Below are 17,049 nucleotides of genomic sequence, written 5' to 3' on the forward strand. Positions count from 1 at the left end.
GTTGGCGTATACTGGCCAATAACGTCATGAGGGCATGAAAGTTCATGTCCAGGGCCACGGGCCGGGCGGTGTCTGTCTGTGGTTTTGTATGTTTTGACAGTCTTGTCTGGAATGTTTTTAGAATTGAGTCGATAAAAAAAGAAAATTCTCTCAGGACTTCTTGAAGAAATTTCTATTTCTTCAGGATAGAGAGCCTGTGTTCTTTCTTGAGAAAAGATAAAAAGCATGCCGCGTGGGTGCGTAGAGCAATCAGTTGCTCTGTTTTCTATCGGGCGCGACGCAGTTCCAGAATTTTTCTGGAAAAAAATGAATTTATCTTATACGGTTGTGGTCCTTTCTTACATTTCTGACAACATTGGTTGACCTGAATGACGCCACCATCTTCGCGGCCCGGTATGCCGTTACTGATTACGACTGTCCTTGTGGCAGTGCTGGGCCTGTTCCTGACGGGAGGCGGCGCATGGCTCGCTTCTCTGGGCGGTTCTCTCTTTTATGTGCTGTGCGGGCTGGTCCTGCTGGTCACGGCTGCGCTGCTCTGGCGGCGTCGGCAGGAAGCCCTGTGGCTGTATGCCGCTCTGGTTTTCGCAACACTCATCTGGTCCGTGGGGGAAGTCGGGTTTGACTTCTGGGCGCTGGCCCCGCGTGGGGACGTGCTGCTGCCGCTGGGCCTGTGGATGCTCCTGCCATTTGTGACCAGAGACCTCTACCCGCACTCCCGCATGGGGCGTGCGCCGCTGGCGCTGGGCGTGGTGGCTGGTCTGGCAGTCTATGGCTTTGCGCTGACGCAGGACCCGCAGGATCTTGCCGGCGTTCTGCCCTCCGCAGGCCCGCAGGCTGCCATTGTGCCGGGTGATGCACAGGATGCGGCCGATGCCGACTGGCCCGCTTATGGCCGCACCCAGTTTGGTGACCGTTATTCTCCGCTTAAGCAGATTACCCCGGCCAATGTGTCAGGTCTGAAAGTGGCATGGGTGTTCCGCACACATGACCTCAAGACCCCGAATGACCCGGGAGAATTCACGGATGAAGTCACGCCCATCAAGGTGCGCGACACACTGTATCTCTGCTCCCCGCACCAGATCCTGTTTGCGCTGGATGCGGCCACGGGCAAGGAACGGTGGAAGTTCGATCCGAAACTTCAGTACAACCCGACCTTCCAGCACATGACGTGCCGTGGCGTCTCTTATTCTGAGATGCATCCCGGTGATGTGACGAGCGATGGCACACCGGCTCCTACCGAGTGCAGCCACCGCGTGTTCCTGCCGACCAATGATGGTCGCCTGTTTGCGCTGGATGCGGAAACGGGTGAGCGCTGCCACGGTTTTGGTCAGGATGGCGAACTGGACCTGAAGGGCGGCATGCCGATGCATGAGGCCGGGTTCTATGAGCCGACCTCTCCGCCGGTGGTGACGCAGAAGGTTGTTATTGTCTCCGGTGCGGTGACGGATAACTATTCCACGCATGAACCCTCCGGTGTGACGCGTGCGTATGACCTGTATACGGGCCGTCTGGTCTGGGCGTTTGATGCCGGTAACCCCAACCCGAACGAACTGCCGTCCGACACCCACAAATATGTGGCGAACTCTCCCAACTCCTGGATTACATCGTCTTACGATGCCCGGCTGAACATGATCTACATCCCCACGGGTGTGGCCACGCCGGATATCTGGGGCGGTCATCGCTCTGCCGATCAGGAACGCTATGCCTCCGGTATTCTGGCACTGAACGCCGATACGGGTGAGAAAGTCTGGTTCTATCAGACGGTGCATCATGATCTGTGGGATATGGATATTCCGTCCCAGCCCAGCCTTGTCGATATTCGTCAGGCAGACGGCACGGTGGTTCCGGCGCTGTATGCTCCGGCCAAGACGGGCAACATCTTTGTGCTGGACCGCCGCAACGGGCACCTGATTGTCCCCGCTCCGGAAACGCCGGTGCCGCAGGGTGCAGCCCCCGGTGACCATGTGGCTCCTACCCAGCCTTATTCCGAACTCACTTTCCGCCCGAAGAAAAACCTGACGGATGCGGACATGTGGGGCGGCACGATGCTGGACCAGATGGTGTGCCGCATCATGTTCAAGAAACTGCGCTATGAGGGGCCGTTTACGCCGCCGTCCGAGCAGGGCACGCTGGTGTTCCCGGGGAATCTGGGCATGTTTGAATGGGGCGGTCTGGCTGTGGACCCTGTGCGTCAGATTGCCTTTACCAACCCGATTGCCATTCCGTTTGTCTCTACCCTTATCCCGCGTGGGCCGCGCAACCCGGCTGAGCCGAATCCGAATGTCGGGCCGTCCGGTTCAGAAAGTGGTGTGCAGCCGCAATATGGCACCCCGTATGGTGTGGACCTGCATGCGTTCCTCTCCCCGCTGGGTATTCCGTGCAAACAGCCGGGCTGGGGCTATGTGGCGGGCATTGATCTGAAGACCAACAAGATCATGTGGATGCACCGCAACGGCACCGTGCGGGACAGCTCTCCGCTGCCGCTGCCTTTCAAGGTTGGTATCCCGTCTCTGGGTGGCCCGCTGACCACGGCTGGTGGCGTGGCGTTCCTGACCTCCACGGCGGATTATTACATCCGGGCGTATGACGTCACGACCGGTCGCCAGCTCTGGCAGGACCGTCTGCCTGCCGGTGGTCAGTCCACACCGATGACGTATGAAGCCAATGGTCGCCAGTTTGTGGTGACAGCCGACGGCGGCCACGGCTCCTTCGGCACCAAGCTGGGTGACTATATTGTGGCCTATGCGCTGCCGGATGGTGCGGAAAAGCATTGATCTGACCAAACTGTTGCCGGACGGTGTTCCGGCATGACGTAAGGGAAGGGGCGAACCGGGAAACGGGTTCGTCCCTTTTTTTATGGGGAAAATGAGGCTGTGCCCGTGGCGTGCAGGGGTAGAGCGCCACCTGTTTTTCTGACAGGAAGGGGCTTTGTAAGCACAGGCCTCGGAACGGGTGCATTACCAGAGATGGCCTGCCAGAATGTGGGTGAGAAAAGGGGCGTAAATGTACGTGGTCATGGGAGCCACTGGCCATGTCGGGGGCAGTGTGGCGCGGGCGTTGCTGGCGGCGGGAGAGGCTGTCACGGTCGTAACCCGAAGTGCGGAAAAAGCCGAAGCGTGGCGGCAGAAAGGGGCGGAGGCAGCGATACTGGATGTGCAGGACACATCAGCTCTGGCCGCCTTGTTTCAAAAAGCCAGACGCGCCTTTGTGCTGAACCCGCCAGCCAGCCCGTCTCTGAAGTCGGCGTGTATGCGGTGGAAGGCCCGGAGCAGTATAGTCCAGAGGATGTGGCGGAAGTGCAGGGGGAGGTTTTGAACCAGCCGGTGCGCGTGGCGTCTCTTCCCAAAGCCGAGTGGCTGGCAGCGTATCGTCGGAATGGGTTTTCAGACAGTGCCGCGCAGTCTTACGCCCATATGACAGAGATTTTTGTCACGCAGGCCTATGATATGCCTGCCAGCCCTTCAAAGGGAACGACTGATCTGAAAACCTATTTTCAGCAGGTTTTGGCGCCGAATGCGGCCGGAGCAGAGAAGCCGCTTGCATTCCCCGTAGTGATTGATGATCCTGCATCCCATGTGGAATGAACCGTATCTGGAAACCTGTTGTCGCTCCGCCCTGCACCGTTTGTGTCTGGCGGGAGCGGTGGGACGTCCCGCCGGGCAGCGGGATGATCCGTGTTTGGTGCGGATGGAAGGCATGGGCTTTGTGCGGGATAACGGACAGGGCCGCTTTTTTGTCACCGATGAGGGTGAGGCTCGGCATGCGCGGGAAGTGCTGAAAATCGCAGACGGGCTCAAGCCAGCGTCTGCACCACATGAATGATTCGCCCGGATGATCTGTGGGAGGCGCTGGATGCACTGGCGCTGGAACAGGGGCTGACACCCTCCGGTCTTGCTCGTGCGGCGGGACTGGACCCGACCACCTTTAATCCGTCTCGCAGGATCAGCCCGCATGGTGACATGCGGTGGATGGCATTACCCACCCTGCTGCGGGCGCTGGATGTTCTCAAAATTTCTCCTGCGGATTTTATTCGGAGGCTGGAAGGCGAGGGACGCGGGCAGGGGGCTGCTGCGGCGCGGCGCATTCGCGGCCTGCCACTCTCCCTCCTGCGTGGCAGCGGCCTGTTTGATAGCACAGGCCGCCCTAACGGCGTGTTGTGGGAAGATGTGACGCTCCCCTGCGCCGTAACGGGAGACGCGTATGCCGTGCGCGTGGATACGGACAGTATGGAGCCGCTGCTGCGCGAAGGCAGCTCACTCGTGCTGATGCCCGATATGCCGCCCCGGCGTTCTGACCGTGTGCTGCTCTGGCGGTCGGGGATGGAGCCGGTTCTGGGTATTCTGGTGGAAAACGCGTTCTCCCAAGATAATGGTGTCTGCGCGGCACCCGCTTCAGTTCCCCTTCAAAATGACAAGGGAAAAACGTCCTCTGGCTCAGACGGGGGAACACGCTGGGCTGTATTGCCTTATCAATGCTCGGAACAAGGCAGTGTGCATGCGCAGGATGATGCAGTTGAGAGTGCAGTGCCGGTGCCGGAGGGAAAAGCGGGCGTGTGGCTGCATCGGATTGTGATGGCTACGTTTTAAGAAAGACAGAATTACATTTATTTTTATAAAAAATTGCATGAATAAAATTCATTGAAGAAATAAATTTATGAATTCTTGCGTATGGCGGAAGTACACGAGAACGTGAATACAAATTTCGGAGAATCCATTTCGAATTAGCATCGGAATCCCATACCGTGAGATCGTATAATATATGCGACACGGGTGAATATAATGATGGCGTTGCTTAATGGCTTGCGAGGACGTTCCTATTTTTTAACCTGCACGGCCCTCGTGTTGTGCTCAGTTGGGGGCGTGGAGCAGGCCCGCGCCGATGCCTCATTACCCCGGTCGAGCAAGGCTGTCGCAAAACAGCGCCATCCGGTGCTGCCTTCTTCTAAAAAGAGTGTCTCTGCGGGGCATCATTCTCCCTCTGTTTCGCGTGCGCCGCGTGCTGTCCGTTCTGCTGCGGGGGAGGAGGTGCAGGTTACCTCCAGTCATGCCCATTCAGTCGGTGCAAAGGTGGTTATCTCCCGTGCCGTGATTGATCACTTTACTGCTGGGTCCAGTCCGCTTCAGGTTCTGGCTGCTACGGCACCGGGTGTCAGCTTTGGGTCGTCTGATGCTCTGGGGATGGATACCGCTGCCAGTACCTTTTATGTGCGTGGCTTTAATCAGTCTCAGCTGGGTGGCACGATTGATGGGATCCCAATGGGCGGATTTGGGTTTCATAACTGGTATGGGTTGAATATCGACCAGATTGAAATTCAGGATAATATCCAGTCCATGTCTGTCTCGCAGGGGGCAGGAGCGGTCGATATGCCATCTGGCCAGACGCTGGGCGGCGCACTGACGTTTCAGTCTTCCGATCCCAAAGACAAGGCAGGTGGCAAGATTAGCCAGAGTTTTGGCAGCTATAACGGCTTTCGTACTTTTGCCCGTGTAGACAGCGGTATTCTGAATGAGACCGGGACAAAATTTTACGCGTCCTATGCTCGGACGTCACAGAATTTGTGGAAAGGGTATGGAGACCAGCGGGAAAATCAGGCCAACTTTAAACTTGTGCAGCCTTACCTGAACGGCCGCGGGAAGCTGACAGCAATTTTCGATTATTCTGGTTTTACACAATACAACTTTCTGACCATGACGAAAAACATGTGGCAGAACTACGGTCAGGTTGCCATGCTCAAGCCTGACTATGCAAAGGCTGTTCGCTGGGCGGCTAATGCACAGGCTGGTACGGTTCCAACAGAAGTGCAGGGCGTGCTTTCAGCCGATGAAGCCTCCAACATTTTCTGGGATGGCTCGCAGGTGCAGAGGAATTATCTCAGCGCGCTGGTCAATGAGTATAAAATTCTCAGTAATCTCAAATCTGACACGGTTCTTTATGGGCATGTTTCAAACGGGGATTATGGTGGGACCAACAACTTTCTGACGTCTCCCACCTCCGGTATCCCCATGGTGCAGCAGATGGGGCACCCGGACGTTCGACGTATTGGCTTTACGCAAAGCTTTACGTTGAAACTGCATAATAATGATATTCAAAGTGGTGTCTGGTATCAGAATAATAGCTTCAACTATCCCACACGTTTGTATGAAGATGGCGTGAATGGCGCACACGCCACGCTGAGCGGTTTTAAAAAAGGCACCGGCACCACATGGTGGGCGGACTCATTCAACAGCAATACGTTTCAGTTTTACCTGAAAGACGTCTGGCATATTATTCCGGGCATGACGTTGGAAGGTGGCTTCCGCTCTTTGACGCAGACAACGCATGGCGGCACGAAAGTGGACAATACTGCCGCACTCGCTTCCACATGGGGAACGTATTACGCGCATCCCGTGTCCGGAAGCATGACCTCTTCCAATGCGTTTCTGCCACACTTTGCCTTTGACTACCATTTTCTTGATAAGCATGAATTCTACTGGGATATTGCGGAAAACATGCGCACGTATGATTACGCAACCCAGACAAACGGTGGCACGCCGTGGGGAGGTCTTGGGAATGCAAGCAATTCTGCCCAGCAGGTTTTCGATGAAAACAAGAGTAAGCTGAAGCCGGAGAGAACATGGAACTATGTTGTCGGCTACCGGTATAACTCCGCTCTGTTCTCCGGCGCAGTCGATTTCTATCATACGGATTATTACAATCGTCTGGCGGGTATCACCTCAGGCCCTGTCAACAATACCTACAGCGCCTATCTGAATGTGGGGCGTGAAACCATGAACGGGGCCGATGTTCTGGGTACCATTCGCCCGTTCCATGGTCTGGAAATTACCAATAGCTTCAGCTGGAATGATGCCCAGTATAAATCAAGCGCTATCCCCTATAATGGCGGCACTGTCAGCATTAAGGGGAAGCATCAGGTTTTCTATCCAAAGTTCATGTATAAAGCGAACGTCAATTATACCTATCACCGTGCATCATTTAACTTCAATACGACCTATAGCAGCGCTATGGCTATGACATATATGAATGACGTGAAGGTGCCATCTTACTGGACTTCGTCACTCATGGCCTCCTACAACTTTGGAAAAATTGGTCACTCTCTGCAGGATCTGAAAGTCAGCTTCTCAGTAAATAACCTGTTCAATCAGAATTATTTCGGTGGGCTTTACGGTACGGCGGCCATGTCTGGCGATAATAACGCTATTCTCTATCAGGCCGCCCCTCGCGAGTATTTCGGCACGATCTCTGCTGAGTTCTAAGGCTGGCCCGGAAACTTCGGTTGGAAGGCCTGCCTCTGTAATGTGCAGGGGCAGGCGAACCGGCGGAGACTCACCTTAAATTATGGCGCGCATCATCTGATATCCCGGGCTGTATGATAATTGGTGGTTGCTGGCTGGTTTGACTGCTCTGTCGGGGGTGAAGCATCGGGCCGGTAAAATTTTTAGGGAAATAGCGTCCGGGAGTGCGGAACTGGCTGACAAGTCTCTCCGTATCGCTTAAAGGGAGCAGCATGACCGACACACCCCTTTCGCTCATCCGTAATTTCTCGATTATCGCCCATATTGACCATGGGAAATCGACACTGGCCGACCGCATGATTCAGGCTTGCGGGGCGTTGACCGCCCGCGAGATGACGAATCAGGTGCTCGATAATATGGATCTTGAGCGTGAGCGTGGCATCACCATCAAGGCCCAGACCGTCCGGCTGACCTATCCGGCCAGGGATGGCAAGACCTACGTCCTGAACCTGATGGACACGCCCGGACATGTTGACTTTGCATATGAAGTCAGCCGCTCGCTGGCCGCGTGTGAAGGCTCGCTGCTGGTGGTGGATGCCTCGCAGGGTGTGGAAGCGCAGACACTGGCCAACGTGTATCAGGCCATTGATGCCAACCATGAAATTGTGCCGGTGCTGAACAAGGTCGATCTGCCCGCAGCTGACGTCGAGCGCGTCAAGGCGCAGATTGAGGAAGTGATTGGCATCCCCGCAGATGATGCGGTGGAAATTTCCGCCAAGACCGGCCTGAATATTGAAGGCGTGCTGGAAGCCGTTGTGACCCGCCTGCCGCCGCCGGTGGGCGATGCGGAAAAGCCGCTTCAGGCTATGCTGGTGGATAGCTGGTACGACCCGTATCTGGGCGTGATCGTGCTGGTGCGCGTCAAGGAAGGCCGCCTGCAGCGCGGCATGAAAATGCGCATGATGTCCAGCGGCGCTGTGCATCAGATTGATCAGGTCGGTGTGTTCGCCCCGCGTATGACGGCGGTGGAAAGCCTCGGTCCGGGGGAGATGGGCTACATCAATGCCGCCATCAAAACCGTGGCCGACTGTAACGTGGGTGACACCATTACCGATGACCGTCGCCCGGCGGACAAGGCTCTGGCAGGCTTCAAGCCCTCCATTCCGGTGGTCTGGTGTGGTCTGTTCCCCATTGTGGCGGATGACTTTGAAAAGCTGCGCGACAGCCTCTCCAAACTGCGCCTGAACGATGCCTCGTTCCATTATGAGGCCGAGACGTCCGCAGCACTGGGCTTTGGCTTCCGTTGCGGCTTCCTTGGTCTGCTGCATCTGGAAATTATTCAGGAGCGCCTGTCCCGCGAGTTCGATCTTGATCTGATCGCCACCGCGCCGTCCGTGGTGTACCACATCACGCTGACCAACGGGCAGAAAGAAGAGCTGCACAACCCGGCCGATATGCCGGACCTCTCGCAGATCGAGACAATTGACGAGCCGTGGATCAAGGCCACCATCATGGTGCCGGATGAATATCTTGGCGCTGTGCTGACCCTGTGCACGGAGCGCCGTGGCGTGCAGGTGGACCTGACCTACGTGGGCAGCCGCGCCATGGCTGTCTACCGCCTGCCGCTGAACGAGGTGGTGTTTGACTTCTATGACCGCCTGAAGTCTCTCACACGCGGCTACGCCAGCTTTGATTATCAGATGGATGGGTACGAGGAGAGTGATCTCGTGCGCATTTCCATTCTGGTCAATCAGGAGCCGGTGGATGCGCTGTCCTTCATTGCGCATCGCTCTGCGGCGGAAACCCGTGGCCGTGCTATTTGTGCCCGCCTGAAAGACCTCATTCCCCGCCAGTTGTTCAAGATCGCCGTTCAGGCGGCCATTGGCAGCAAGGTGATTGCGCGTGAGACCATTGGCGCACTGTCCAAGGATGTGACGGCCAAATGTTATGGCGGTGATATCTCCCGTAAGCGCAAACTGCTGGAAAAGCAGAAAGAGGGTAAAAAGCGCATGCGGCAGTTCGGGAAAGTGGAAATTCCGCAGAGCGCCTTCCTCGCCGCTCTGAAAATGGATGGCTAACACTGGCATGGCAGGCCTGCGGCAGCGTTAAGGCGGACTTGATCCGTCCTGTTTTCGCTCCTATGTCGGAGGTCTTCCAGCCGGAGTTGGTATCACCTTCATGAATAGCACAGCGCCTCTTGATGTCGGCGACCATCAGCACGCCACGTTCCCCGATGGGCTGGATCTGGAATGCGGTGTGCATCTGCCATCCCTTGATGTGGCCTATCGCACCTACGGCCAGCTCTCCCCCAGGCGGGACAACGCCATTGTCATCTGCCACGCCTTTACGGGGGACCAGTATGTGGCGGAAACGCATCCGCAAACCGGCAAGCCCGGCTGGTGGGGGCGCATGGTGGGGCCGGGGCGGCCCATTGATACCGACCGCTTTTTCGTTATCTGCATGAACGTGCTTGGGGGCTGCATGGGCAGCACCGGCCCGCGCTCCCTCAAACCAGCCTGTGCAGAAGGCAGGGTGGAGCGCTGGGGTACGGATTTCCCGCCCATCACCATCCGGGACATGGTGCGTGCTCAGTATAAGCTGGTGCGCTCTTTAGGGATTGAGCGGCTGTTTGCCGTGGTCGGTGGCTCCATGGGCGGCATGCAGGTGCTGGAATGGGCGGTGACGTATCCGCACATGATGCTGGCGGCCATGCCGATTGCCACGGCACCCTTCCATTCGGCCCAGAATATTGCGTTTAACGAGGTCGGGCGTCAGGCCATTTTTGCTGACCCCGAGTGGTATGGCGGGCGCTACTGGGAACATAATGTGGTCCCGGCCCGTGGGCTGGCCGTGGCGCGCATGATGGCGCACATCACCTATCTTTCGGAAGAAGCCCTGACCCGCAAGTTCGGCCGCCGGGTGCGGCGGGACCCGAAGGATGCGCAGGCCCCGGAAGCCTCTCTGGCCATGTTTGGGGATGTGTTCGAGGTGGAATCCTACCTGCGCTATCAGGGCTCGGCCTTTGTGCGGCGCTTTGACGCCAATTCCTACCTGACCATTACCCGCGCCATGGACTGGTTTGACCTCGCCGCCGAGCATGACGGCGAACTGCCTGCGGCTTTTGCTGGCACGCCGGTGCGGTTCTGCGTGGTGTCGTTCTCGTCCGACTGGCTGTTCCCCACCTCCAGCTCCCGCTATCTGGTGCGCGCGCTCAATCAGGCTGCGGCTAACGTCTCCTTTGTGGAGATTGAAACGGACAAGGGGCATGACGCCTTTCTGCTGGATGAACCGGATTTTGACAGAACCGTGCGGGGCTTCCTGTGTGGTGTGGCAGATCATGCAGGGCTTGCCTGATGCGTCTTGATCAACGGCTGATTGCAGAAATGATCGAACCCGGCACCCGGGTGCTGGATGTCGGCAGCGGTGATGGCGCGCTGATCGACCATCTGTTCCGCCTGCGCGGCTGTGATGCCCGTGGCATTGAAATTGATATGCGGGAAGTGACCCGCTCCGTCGCCCACGGTTTGCCCGTGGTGCATGGGGATGCGGACCACGATCTGGCGCATTACCCCAATGATGCGTTTGATTATGTGGTGTTGCAGCGCACACTTCAGGCCGTGGAACGCCCGCGGGAAGTGCTGCGGCAAATGCTGCGCATCGGGCGGCACGCCATTGTCTCCTTCCCCAACTTTGGCCACTGGCAACTGCGGCTGAAACTGTTGCTGAGCGGGCGGATGCCCATGACAGCCGTCTGGCATACCCCGTGGTATGAAACGCCCAATATTCATCCCTGCACCATTCGGGACTTCATCGCGCTGTGCGCGGAAGAGGGCTATTGCGTGCAGCAATGGATGGCGGTGGATGAAGATGGCGAGCGCGCCCCCTGGCGGCGGTCCATCCGGCTGGCCAACCTGTTTGGTGAGCAGGCGCTGTTCCTGCTGCGGCGCGAAGGTGAGTGCCCGCCGCCGTCAGAGGAAAGCTGACCGGAAGCGAAGAGGCGTTGTTTGCGCAGGCCGTTTTGCGGGCTGAAACGGCGGTTTTGAACAACTTGTGAAGATTTCTTCTAAAACTTTGGTTAGTTCGCAACGGAACCGGATGCTCTCTTTGGAAAAGGAAGCGCCTGTTCTGTTTTTTAAAACCTCCTTTAAAATTGAGCAGCGATGGCTTTTGTTTCATTGCGTCTGCGCGCTGCGGCCTAAGGCGTGAACAGACTGTGACGATTATATGGCGACTTTCTTTTAGGACCAATATGGTACGGAAGGCTTGCGGGGCAGGAAAACTCCACTTATATACAAATCAAGGCAGGGTTTTCAGACTGACTTTTTCTGAAAAGACGTGACGCTGCCAGCATTGTTAAAAAATGTTCATGAATGCGGGTGAGGGATCGTGCACAGGGTGTGCCGTTTTCACTCCGTCCTGACACGATATGGTGCGTAACTGAAAAAGGGTGGTCTCGTCTCGCTTTTCAGGCTGCACGAAAAGGTTTGCCCTGATGACTACGTTTTCCGAACTGAATCTTGCCCCTCCTCTGTTGAAGGCGCTGGCTGAGCAGGGGTATGAAACCCCGACCCCCATTCAGGCCCAGTCCATCCCGCATCTGCTGCAAGGCCGTGATCTGCTGGGTCTGGCCCAGACAGGCACCGGGAAGACCGCAGCGTTTGCTCTGCCTATTCTGAACCACCTTAATGCTCATCCCAAGGTTGCCGGCCCCAAAAAGCCGCGCGTTCTGGTGCTGGCTCCCACGCGTGAGCTGGTTTCCCAGATCAGCGAAAGCTTCAAGGCCTATGCACGCCACATGAAATTCACGCAGGCCGTTGTGTTCGGTGGCGTGGGGCAGGGGCGTCAGGTTGAAGCCATGCGTCGTGGTGTGGATGTGCTGGTTGCAGCTCCCGGCCGCCTGCTGGACCTGATCGGTCAGGGCTATATTGACCTCTCCGGCCTTGAAGTCCTGGTGCTGGATGAAGCCGACCGCATGCTGGACATGGGGTTTGTGCGCGATATCCGTCGCATCATGACCTATCTGCCCGCAAAACGGCAGACGCTGCTGTTCTCTGCCACCATGCCGCGCAGCATTGCGGATCTGGCCAACTCTCTGCTGCATGATCCGGCCAAGGTGGAAGTGACCCCGCCGTCCAGCACGGTGGACCGTATCCAGCAGGCTGTGATGTTTGTGGAAGGCACCGACAAGCGCGATGCCCTGCTGACACTGGTGGAATCCCCCAAGGTTGCCCGCGCCGTGGTGTTCACCCTCATGAAGCATGAGGCCAACAAGGTTGCGGAATTCCTGAACAAAAACAACGTGGTGGCGGAAGCCATTCACGGGAACAAGTCTCAGGGTGCGCGTGAGCGGGCCATGAGCGGTTTCCGTGCTGGCAGCGTTAAAGTGCTGGTCGCGACTGACATTGCAGCACGCGGCATTGACGTGGACGATGTGAGCCACGTCTTCAACTACGATCTGCCGAACGTGCCGGAAAGCTATGTCCACCGCATTGGTCGGACGGCCCGTGCAGGGCGTGATGGCTGGGCCGTGTCCTTCTGTGACCCGGAACAGCGCGCCTGGCTGCGTGATATTGAAAAAACCATCGGCAAGCCCATTCCGGTGGTGCGTGACCACCCCTGGCACTCCGAAAGTGCTGAGGCCTCTACTATGCGTCCGCCCGTGCTGGGTGGCGGTGGCCGTGGGCGCGGTGGTCCGCCGCGTGGCGGGAATGGCGGCGGCGGTGGTCGTGGCCGTGGTGGTCCGCCGCGTGGTGGCAATGGTGGCGGTGGCCGTCCGGGTGGCGGTGGTCGCTCCGGTGGCGGCGCATCGTCTGGCCGTGGCCGCGCCTTCTAAGAGTTATCCGGCCCTCTTGGGGTTACGGTAAATGCAAAAAAAGCCGCTGGGGAGCAATCCTCAGCGGCTTTTTTATGGCTGGCTGCCAGTTGTTGGAGTTGTTGGGGCGCGTGCGGCAGAGGGTAAGGGCGCTTGTGGACTAAGCCGCACCGATACGGCGCAATGGTCAGAGAGCGTGGCGGGTTGGCTATCTGGCCGATAGGTCATCACACGCAAGGAATGTGGTTGCAGCCAGCTTTGTGTGCCGCCGCCCAGCAGAATATGGTCAATGAAGTAAGAGCCGTTTTCGCACGGGCTGGCCCATCCGGCACTTGTCAGGCTCAGCGGGGCTGCGTGAGTCAGCAGCAGGAAAAACGGATCATAAACCGTCATGCGCCGGTTGAAATCGCCCATAATCACAAAGGCTTCATGCGCAGCAGTCCGCGCGCTGATCCAGTTTTGCAGCACGCCAAACTGTTGCAGGAGAATGGGGCAGTTATGCTGCTTGTCTGAAACGGGATTGTCCCAGCAGCCGGTTTTGAGATGCAGCACCAGAATGCGGAGTGGCGTTGTGCCGGTCTCTACCGTCACATCCAGCCCGCGGCGGAGTTGATGTGCGGCGGTTGCAGGGGCGACGTCCAGTTCCACCAGATCCGGGTTTTTGTGGGCGCGGAGCGGTTTGCGGATAGCCAGCGCCGGGTGCTGGAGAAGGGCGTCATCCGTGATGAAGATCTGATAGGTGCTGGCGGGGAAAAGCCGCTCTGCCGTGGTGGCGGTGTCGACTTCCTGTAATCCGATAATGTCAGCATCCAGATGCTGCGCGTAGGCCGCCAGTTTTTCAAAATCGGCGGCAGTGCGATGCGGGCGGTCCGGTGGAGCGGTCGCGGCTAGCGGCCCATCTTCCGCCATCAGCCATTCCATATTCCATGTCGCCAGTTTGAGTGGATGAGCCGAAGCCGAAGCCGAAGCCGGAGCGGCTGTCGGCGTCGAAGTGGCGTAATCTGGCTGTGATGCGGGAGTGATGAGCGCGTGTTCAGCCGGGGAACTGGCAAGAGCGCGTTGCGTGAGGCAGCCGGGCACTGCCGCTCCCAGAAAGCACACGGCACCAGCGAGCGCCAGAGAGTGTGCAAAACGCCTCATGCAAAGAAAAACCGGCGAAGCAGGCGCTCCGCCGGTCCTGGTCTTGTTTGAAAGCAAACCGTCTGACTCTTAGGCTGGCTCGGCTTCCAGATGCGAAATGGCTTCCGCAATAGTGGTGGTTTTACGGGTCTGTTCATCAAGAATGGTGATTTCGCCGGTGCCGATGTCATAGAACCAGCCCTGCAGGAACAGTGTGCCGCGCGCCATACCGGCTACCACAGCCGGGTGCGTTTTCAGGTGGGACAGCTGTAGCAGCACATTCTGTTCAGACAGGCTGCGGACGTTGGCCGGGCCAGCATCTTCTGCTTTCAGGTCGCCCAGGGCTGCGCGGGCGGCTTCTGCATTGCGCAGCCATCTGCGGACCGTCGGCATTTTGTCCAGACCGCTTTTTTCCGGAGCGAGCAGGGCCTTCATCGCGCCGCAATCGGAATGGCCGCAGACAATAATGGCGGACACACCCAGCCCAGCCACAGCGTATTCCACAGCGGAAGAGACGCCACCCAGCATTTCGCCATAGGCCGGAACGATGTTGCCAATGTTGCGCAGAATGAACAGGTCACCCGGTTCCGTCTGGGTAATCAGGCTGGGGTTAATACGGCTGTCCGCGCAGGCAATAAACAGGGCATTCGGAGACTGGCCATCTGCCAGAGCAGCAAAAAGGTTCTGCTTGGCCGGGAAAATTTCAGTGTTGAAGTGTTCAACGCCGCGCAGCAGCGAAAGGAGGCTGGCTCGGGCTTCAGAACAAGTAGGCATAGGCTTCTCCAAAAAATACTCATAAGGGTGCAGGATTCGGTCGTGGCCAGGGACCTCTGTTCTGCATGATAGAGTTGAATAGAACGCATGGCACCGGCTTTTTTTCCGTTTGTCTGAAATTTTTTTTACAGAAAATCAGGGGGCCGGCACAGTCCACTAAAAAATACCCCTGCCAGCGTGGTCCGAAAAGGGGAAGGACCAGCTGAAGCAGGGGTAGTGTCTTAAAACGGATCAGTCATGCGGGTGGCGTTTGGAAAAGGGCCACTCGCTTGGATAGATCAGAGAATATCGGTCTCGTCGTCGTCCAGATCCGGCTCACTCATCTGATCTGCAGGGTGGCGGATAGGGGAGGGATTGCCGACGCGGGGGCGCTGGGTGTCTGCCTGCTGCCGCCGCGTGAAGTTGTTGGCAATGGTTGCCAGCTCCATGAAGTTGTCGGCCTGACGACGCAGGTCATCCCCAATCAGCGGCGGGGAGGAGCGCATGGAGGACACCACGGAAACACGGGTGCCCTGACGCTGCACGGCTTCTACCACACGGCGGAAATCCGAATCGCCGGTGAAGAGAATGGCGTGGTCGATATGCGGCGCCATTTCCATCATATCCACGGCAATTTCGATTTCCATATTGCCCTTCACGCGGCGCTTGCCGGTGGAATCGGTAAATTCGCGGGCGGGTTTGGTCACCAGAAAATAGCCGTTGTAGGACAGCCAGTCCGTCAGCGGTTTAAGGGGTGAATAGTCTTCCGTATCCAGAATGGCGGCGTAATAATAAGCGCGGATGATGTGTGTTTTGGATGTGAAGAAGTCCAGCAGCTTTTTATAATCGACATCAAACCCCAGACCGCGAGATGTTGAATAAAGGCTGGAGCCATCAATGAAGAGGCAGGTCCTCTCTTCTTTTTTGAGATTCATTGGAGTTTTTTCCTCTAAATTAGATGATAAGGTGTTTTGAATGTTGGTTAAAAATCTATCGCATTCAGGGGTTTAACGGTAAGGGTGGCGGATTATACCCGTGTTCAGAAAAAAAGATACATCAGCTATGGCATTTATATCAGGCCTGACAAAAACCCCGGATGAGCCAGAAACCGTCCTGATTGCGATAGGGGCAAATCTGCCTTACGCGGGTCAGGTGGCGCGTGAGACATGCCAGCGGGTTGTCGCTGCGCTGCAAGACGTACCGGGGTTGTGTATAGAGGCTGTGTCAGCCTGGTATGAAAGTGCTCCTGTCCCACCTTCCGGTCAGCCTCCTTATATCAATGGTGTGGTTCGGGGGGTCGCCAGGATTGGGCCCGAGGCCCTGCTACACGCGCTTCAGACTATAGAAACACGCTTCGGTCGCGAGCGTTCCATACCAAATGCAGCCCGCACGTTAGATCTTGATCTTATCACATACGGCTCCCTTTGTCAGAATGATTCGCATCTTACTCTGCCACATCCGCGTGCGCATGAGCGGGCCTTTGTGCTTCTGCCCATCCAGGATGTGGCGCCCGAGTGGGTGCACCCTTCTAGCGGGAAAACGCTGGCGGACATGGTGCCGGATGTCGCAGAGCAGGAAATCCGCCGGATTCAGGAATAAGGACTTCCTAGGGGTGGGGGGATGCGTTACAATGCTCTTTCTGAATTTTTTACCTGAATTACCTGGAGGCTCTTCGTAATGGCACGCGTCACTGTCGAAGACTGCGTTGAGAAAGTCCCGAACCGCTTTGAGCTGGTGCTGTATGCGGCGCAGCGCGCCCGCAACATCTCCCGCGGGGAAGAGCTTACCATTGACCGGGATAATGACAAGAATCCGGTTGTCGCCCTGCGCGAAATCGCGGACGAAACTGTCAAACTGTCCGATCTGCGCAATGATCTGATCCGCTCTCAGGCCCGTGAGCCCGAGCCCGAGCCTGTGGATGAAGAAGTGCAGGATCTGGTCCCGACCGAACAGAACATCTTTGGTCTGCAGGAAGTCTCTCCGGAAGAAGAGGCCTCTGATGATGCCGGTGCGATTGAAGCCGCTCTCAGCGGGCGCGCACGGCGGTAAGAGCGTGTGACGCAGGCGGGGGGCGACAACAGGACCGGGACTTTGGTGTCTGAGGCAGACTCCTCAGCCGGTTCTGCGCTTCTG

The 17,049-nt window shown here is 57.3% G+C and carries 16 protein-coding genes; 12 read left to right on the forward strand and 4 right to left on the reverse strand.

Annotation, left to right across the window (positions count from 1 at the left end; translation table 11 throughout):
- Positions 1-368: 368 nt before the first annotated feature.
- Positions 369-2,774: a glucose/quinate/shikimate family membrane-bound PQQ-dependent dehydrogenase gene (locus ACHQGU_RS04145; RefSeq protein WP_395495975.1), complete on the forward strand. Its 2,406-nt coding sequence runs from the start codon at positions 369-371 to the stop codon at positions 2,772-2,774.
- Positions 2,775-2,957: 183 nt separating this feature from the next.
- Here the strand turns inward: ACHQGU_RS04145 and ACHQGU_RS04150 are convergent, their stop codons facing one another.
- Positions 2,958-3,083, reverse strand: coding sequence for a hypothetical protein (locus tag ACHQGU_RS04150; protein ID WP_395496456.1), 126 nt, complete (start codon positions 3,081-3,083; stop codon positions 2,958-2,960).
- Here ACHQGU_RS04150 and ACHQGU_RS04155 point away from each other — a divergent pair.
- From ACHQGU_RS04155 to ACHQGU_RS04195, 9 genes are all read left to right on the forward strand, one after another.
- The gene (locus ACHQGU_RS04155; protein ID WP_395496375.1) at positions 3,046-3,315 is read left to right on the forward strand and encodes a hypothetical protein; all 270 of its coding nucleotides are present in this window, start codon (positions 3,046-3,048) and stop codon (positions 3,313-3,315) included. The two genes, ACHQGU_RS04150 and ACHQGU_RS04155, sit on opposite strands and share 38 nt — an antisense overlap.
- Positions 3,312-3,584, forward strand: a complete 273-nt coding sequence (locus ACHQGU_RS04160) for a hypothetical protein (RefSeq protein ID WP_395495976.1) — start codon at positions 3,312-3,314, stop codon at positions 3,582-3,584. Before ACHQGU_RS04155 ends, ACHQGU_RS04160 begins: the two co-directional genes overlap by 4 nt.
- Positions 3,574-3,822: a hypothetical protein gene (locus tag ACHQGU_RS04165; protein ID WP_061507846.1), complete on the forward strand. Its 249-nt coding sequence runs from the start codon at positions 3,574-3,576 to the stop codon at positions 3,820-3,822. Before ACHQGU_RS04160 ends, ACHQGU_RS04165 begins: the two co-directional genes overlap by 11 nt.
- On the forward strand, positions 3,819-4,586 hold the full coding sequence (locus tag ACHQGU_RS04170; protein ID WP_395495977.1) for a helix-turn-helix transcriptional regulator: 768 nt from the start codon (positions 3,819-3,821) through the stop codon (positions 4,584-4,586). Before ACHQGU_RS04165 ends, ACHQGU_RS04170 begins: the two co-directional genes overlap by 4 nt.
- Before the next feature lie 192 nt (positions 4,587-4,778).
- Positions 4,779-7,253 (forward strand): TonB-dependent receptor domain-containing protein, encoded by a 2,475-nt coding sequence (locus tag ACHQGU_RS04175; RefSeq protein WP_395495978.1) that lies wholly within the window; start codon positions 4,779-4,781, stop codon positions 7,251-7,253.
- A gap of 251 nt (positions 7,254-7,504) precedes the next feature.
- On the forward strand, positions 7,505-9,310 hold the full coding sequence (lepA, locus tag ACHQGU_RS04180) for a translation elongation factor 4 (RefSeq protein ID WP_061507838.1): 1,806 nt from the start codon (positions 7,505-7,507) through the stop codon (positions 9,308-9,310).
- A 100-nt stretch (positions 9,311-9,410) separates the two neighbouring features.
- On the forward strand, positions 9,411-10,586 hold the full coding sequence (locus tag ACHQGU_RS04185) for a homoserine O-acetyltransferase (protein WP_395495979.1): 1,176 nt from the start codon (positions 9,411-9,413) through the stop codon (positions 10,584-10,586).
- A complete protein-coding gene (metW, locus tag ACHQGU_RS04190; protein ID WP_062140495.1) occupies positions 10,586-11,215 on the forward strand; it encodes a methionine biosynthesis protein MetW in 630 nt (209 codons plus the stop codon). Before ACHQGU_RS04185 ends, metW begins: the two co-directional genes overlap by 1 nt.
- 509 nt (positions 11,216-11,724) lie before the next feature.
- Positions 11,725-13,065, forward strand: a complete 1,341-nt coding sequence (locus tag ACHQGU_RS04195) for a DEAD/DEAH box helicase (RefSeq protein ID WP_062140497.1) — start codon at positions 11,725-11,727, stop codon at positions 13,063-13,065.
- Between the two features lie 72 nt (positions 13,066-13,137).
- Here the strand turns inward: ACHQGU_RS04195 and ACHQGU_RS04200 are convergent, their stop codons facing one another.
- The 3 genes from ACHQGU_RS04200 to ACHQGU_RS04210 all read right to left on the reverse strand — a co-directional run bounded on the left by ACHQGU_RS04200 (position 13,138) and on the right by ACHQGU_RS04210 (position 15,851).
- Entirely contained in the window at positions 13,138-14,184 is a 1,047-nt protein-coding gene (locus tag ACHQGU_RS04200; RefSeq protein ID WP_395495980.1) for an endonuclease/exonuclease/phosphatase family protein, read from the reverse strand.
- 69 nt (positions 14,185-14,253) lie between these two features.
- Entirely contained in the window at positions 14,254-14,937 is a 684-nt protein-coding gene (locus ACHQGU_RS04205; protein WP_061507834.1) for a carbonic anhydrase, read from the reverse strand.
- Between the two features lie 278 nt (positions 14,938-15,215).
- On the reverse strand, positions 15,216-15,851 hold the full coding sequence (locus tag ACHQGU_RS04210; protein ID WP_061507833.1) for an NYN domain-containing protein: 636 nt from the start codon (positions 15,849-15,851) through the stop codon (positions 15,216-15,218).
- Positions 15,852-15,978: 127 nt separating this feature from the next.
- Here ACHQGU_RS04210 and folK point away from each other — a divergent pair, with 127 nt between their 5' ends.
- Together folK and rpoZ are read left to right on the forward strand one after the other, a co-directional pair.
- Positions 15,979-16,515: a 2-amino-4-hydroxy-6-hydroxymethyldihydropteridine diphosphokinase gene (gene folK, locus ACHQGU_RS04215; protein WP_062250248.1), complete on the forward strand. Its 537-nt coding sequence runs from the start codon at positions 15,979-15,981 to the stop codon at positions 16,513-16,515.
- Between the two features lie 78 nt (positions 16,516-16,593).
- Positions 16,594-16,965 carry a DNA-directed RNA polymerase subunit omega gene (gene rpoZ / locus ACHQGU_RS04220; protein ID WP_061507831.1) on the forward strand — a complete coding sequence of 124 codons (372 nt, stop codon included), beginning with the start codon at positions 16,594-16,596 and terminating at the stop codon, positions 16,963-16,965.
- The last annotated feature ends 84 nt before the right edge of the window (positions 16,966-17,049 follow it).

The organism is Acetobacter sp. KSO5 (genome assembly GCF_044094635.1).
Lineage (GTDB): Bacteria > Pseudomonadota > Alphaproteobacteria > Acetobacterales > Acetobacteraceae > Acetobacter > Acetobacter cerevisiae.

Coding starts and splice junctions, on each gene's coding strand:
- ACHQGU_RS04145 (WP_395495975.1), top strand. CDS start 369: ATGACGCCACCATCTTCGCGGCCCGGTATGCCGTTACTGATTACGACT.
- ACHQGU_RS04165 (WP_061507846.1), top strand. CDS start 3,574: ATGTGGAATGAACCGTATCTGGAAACCTGTTGTCGCTCCGCCCTGCAC.
- ACHQGU_RS04170 (WP_395495977.1), top strand. CDS start 3,819: ATGATTCGCCCGGATGATCTGTGGGAGGCGCTGGATGCACTGGCGCTG.
- ACHQGU_RS04175 (WP_395495978.1), top strand. CDS start 4,779: ATGATGGCGTTGCTTAATGGCTTGCGAGGACGTTCCTATTTTTTAACC.
- lepA (WP_061507838.1), top strand. CDS start 7,505: ATGACCGACACACCCCTTTCGCTCATCCGTAATTTCTCGATTATCGCC.
- ACHQGU_RS04185 (WP_395495979.1), top strand. CDS start 9,411: ATGAATAGCACAGCGCCTCTTGATGTCGGCGACCATCAGCACGCCACG.
- metW (WP_062140495.1), top strand. CDS start 10,586: ATGCGTCTTGATCAACGGCTGATTGCAGAAATGATCGAACCCGGCACC.
- ACHQGU_RS04195 (WP_062140497.1), top strand. CDS start 11,725: ATGACTACGTTTTCCGAACTGAATCTTGCCCCTCCTCTGTTGAAGGCG.
- ACHQGU_RS04200 (WP_395495980.1), bottom strand. CDS start 14,184: ATGAGGCGTTTTGCACACTCTCTGGCGCTCGCTGGTGCCGTGTGCTTT.
- ACHQGU_RS04205 (WP_061507834.1), bottom strand. CDS start 14,937: ATGCCTACTTGTTCTGAAGCCCGAGCCAGCCTCCTTTCGCTGCTGCGC.
- ACHQGU_RS04210 (WP_061507833.1), bottom strand. CDS start 15,851: ATGAATCTCAAAAAAGAAGAGAGGACCTGCCTCTTCATTGATGGCTCC.
- folK (WP_062250248.1), top strand. CDS start 15,979: ATGGCATTTATATCAGGCCTGACAAAAACCCCGGATGAGCCAGAAACC.
- rpoZ (WP_061507831.1), top strand. CDS start 16,594: ATGGCACGCGTCACTGTCGAAGACTGCGTTGAGAAAGTCCCGAACCGC.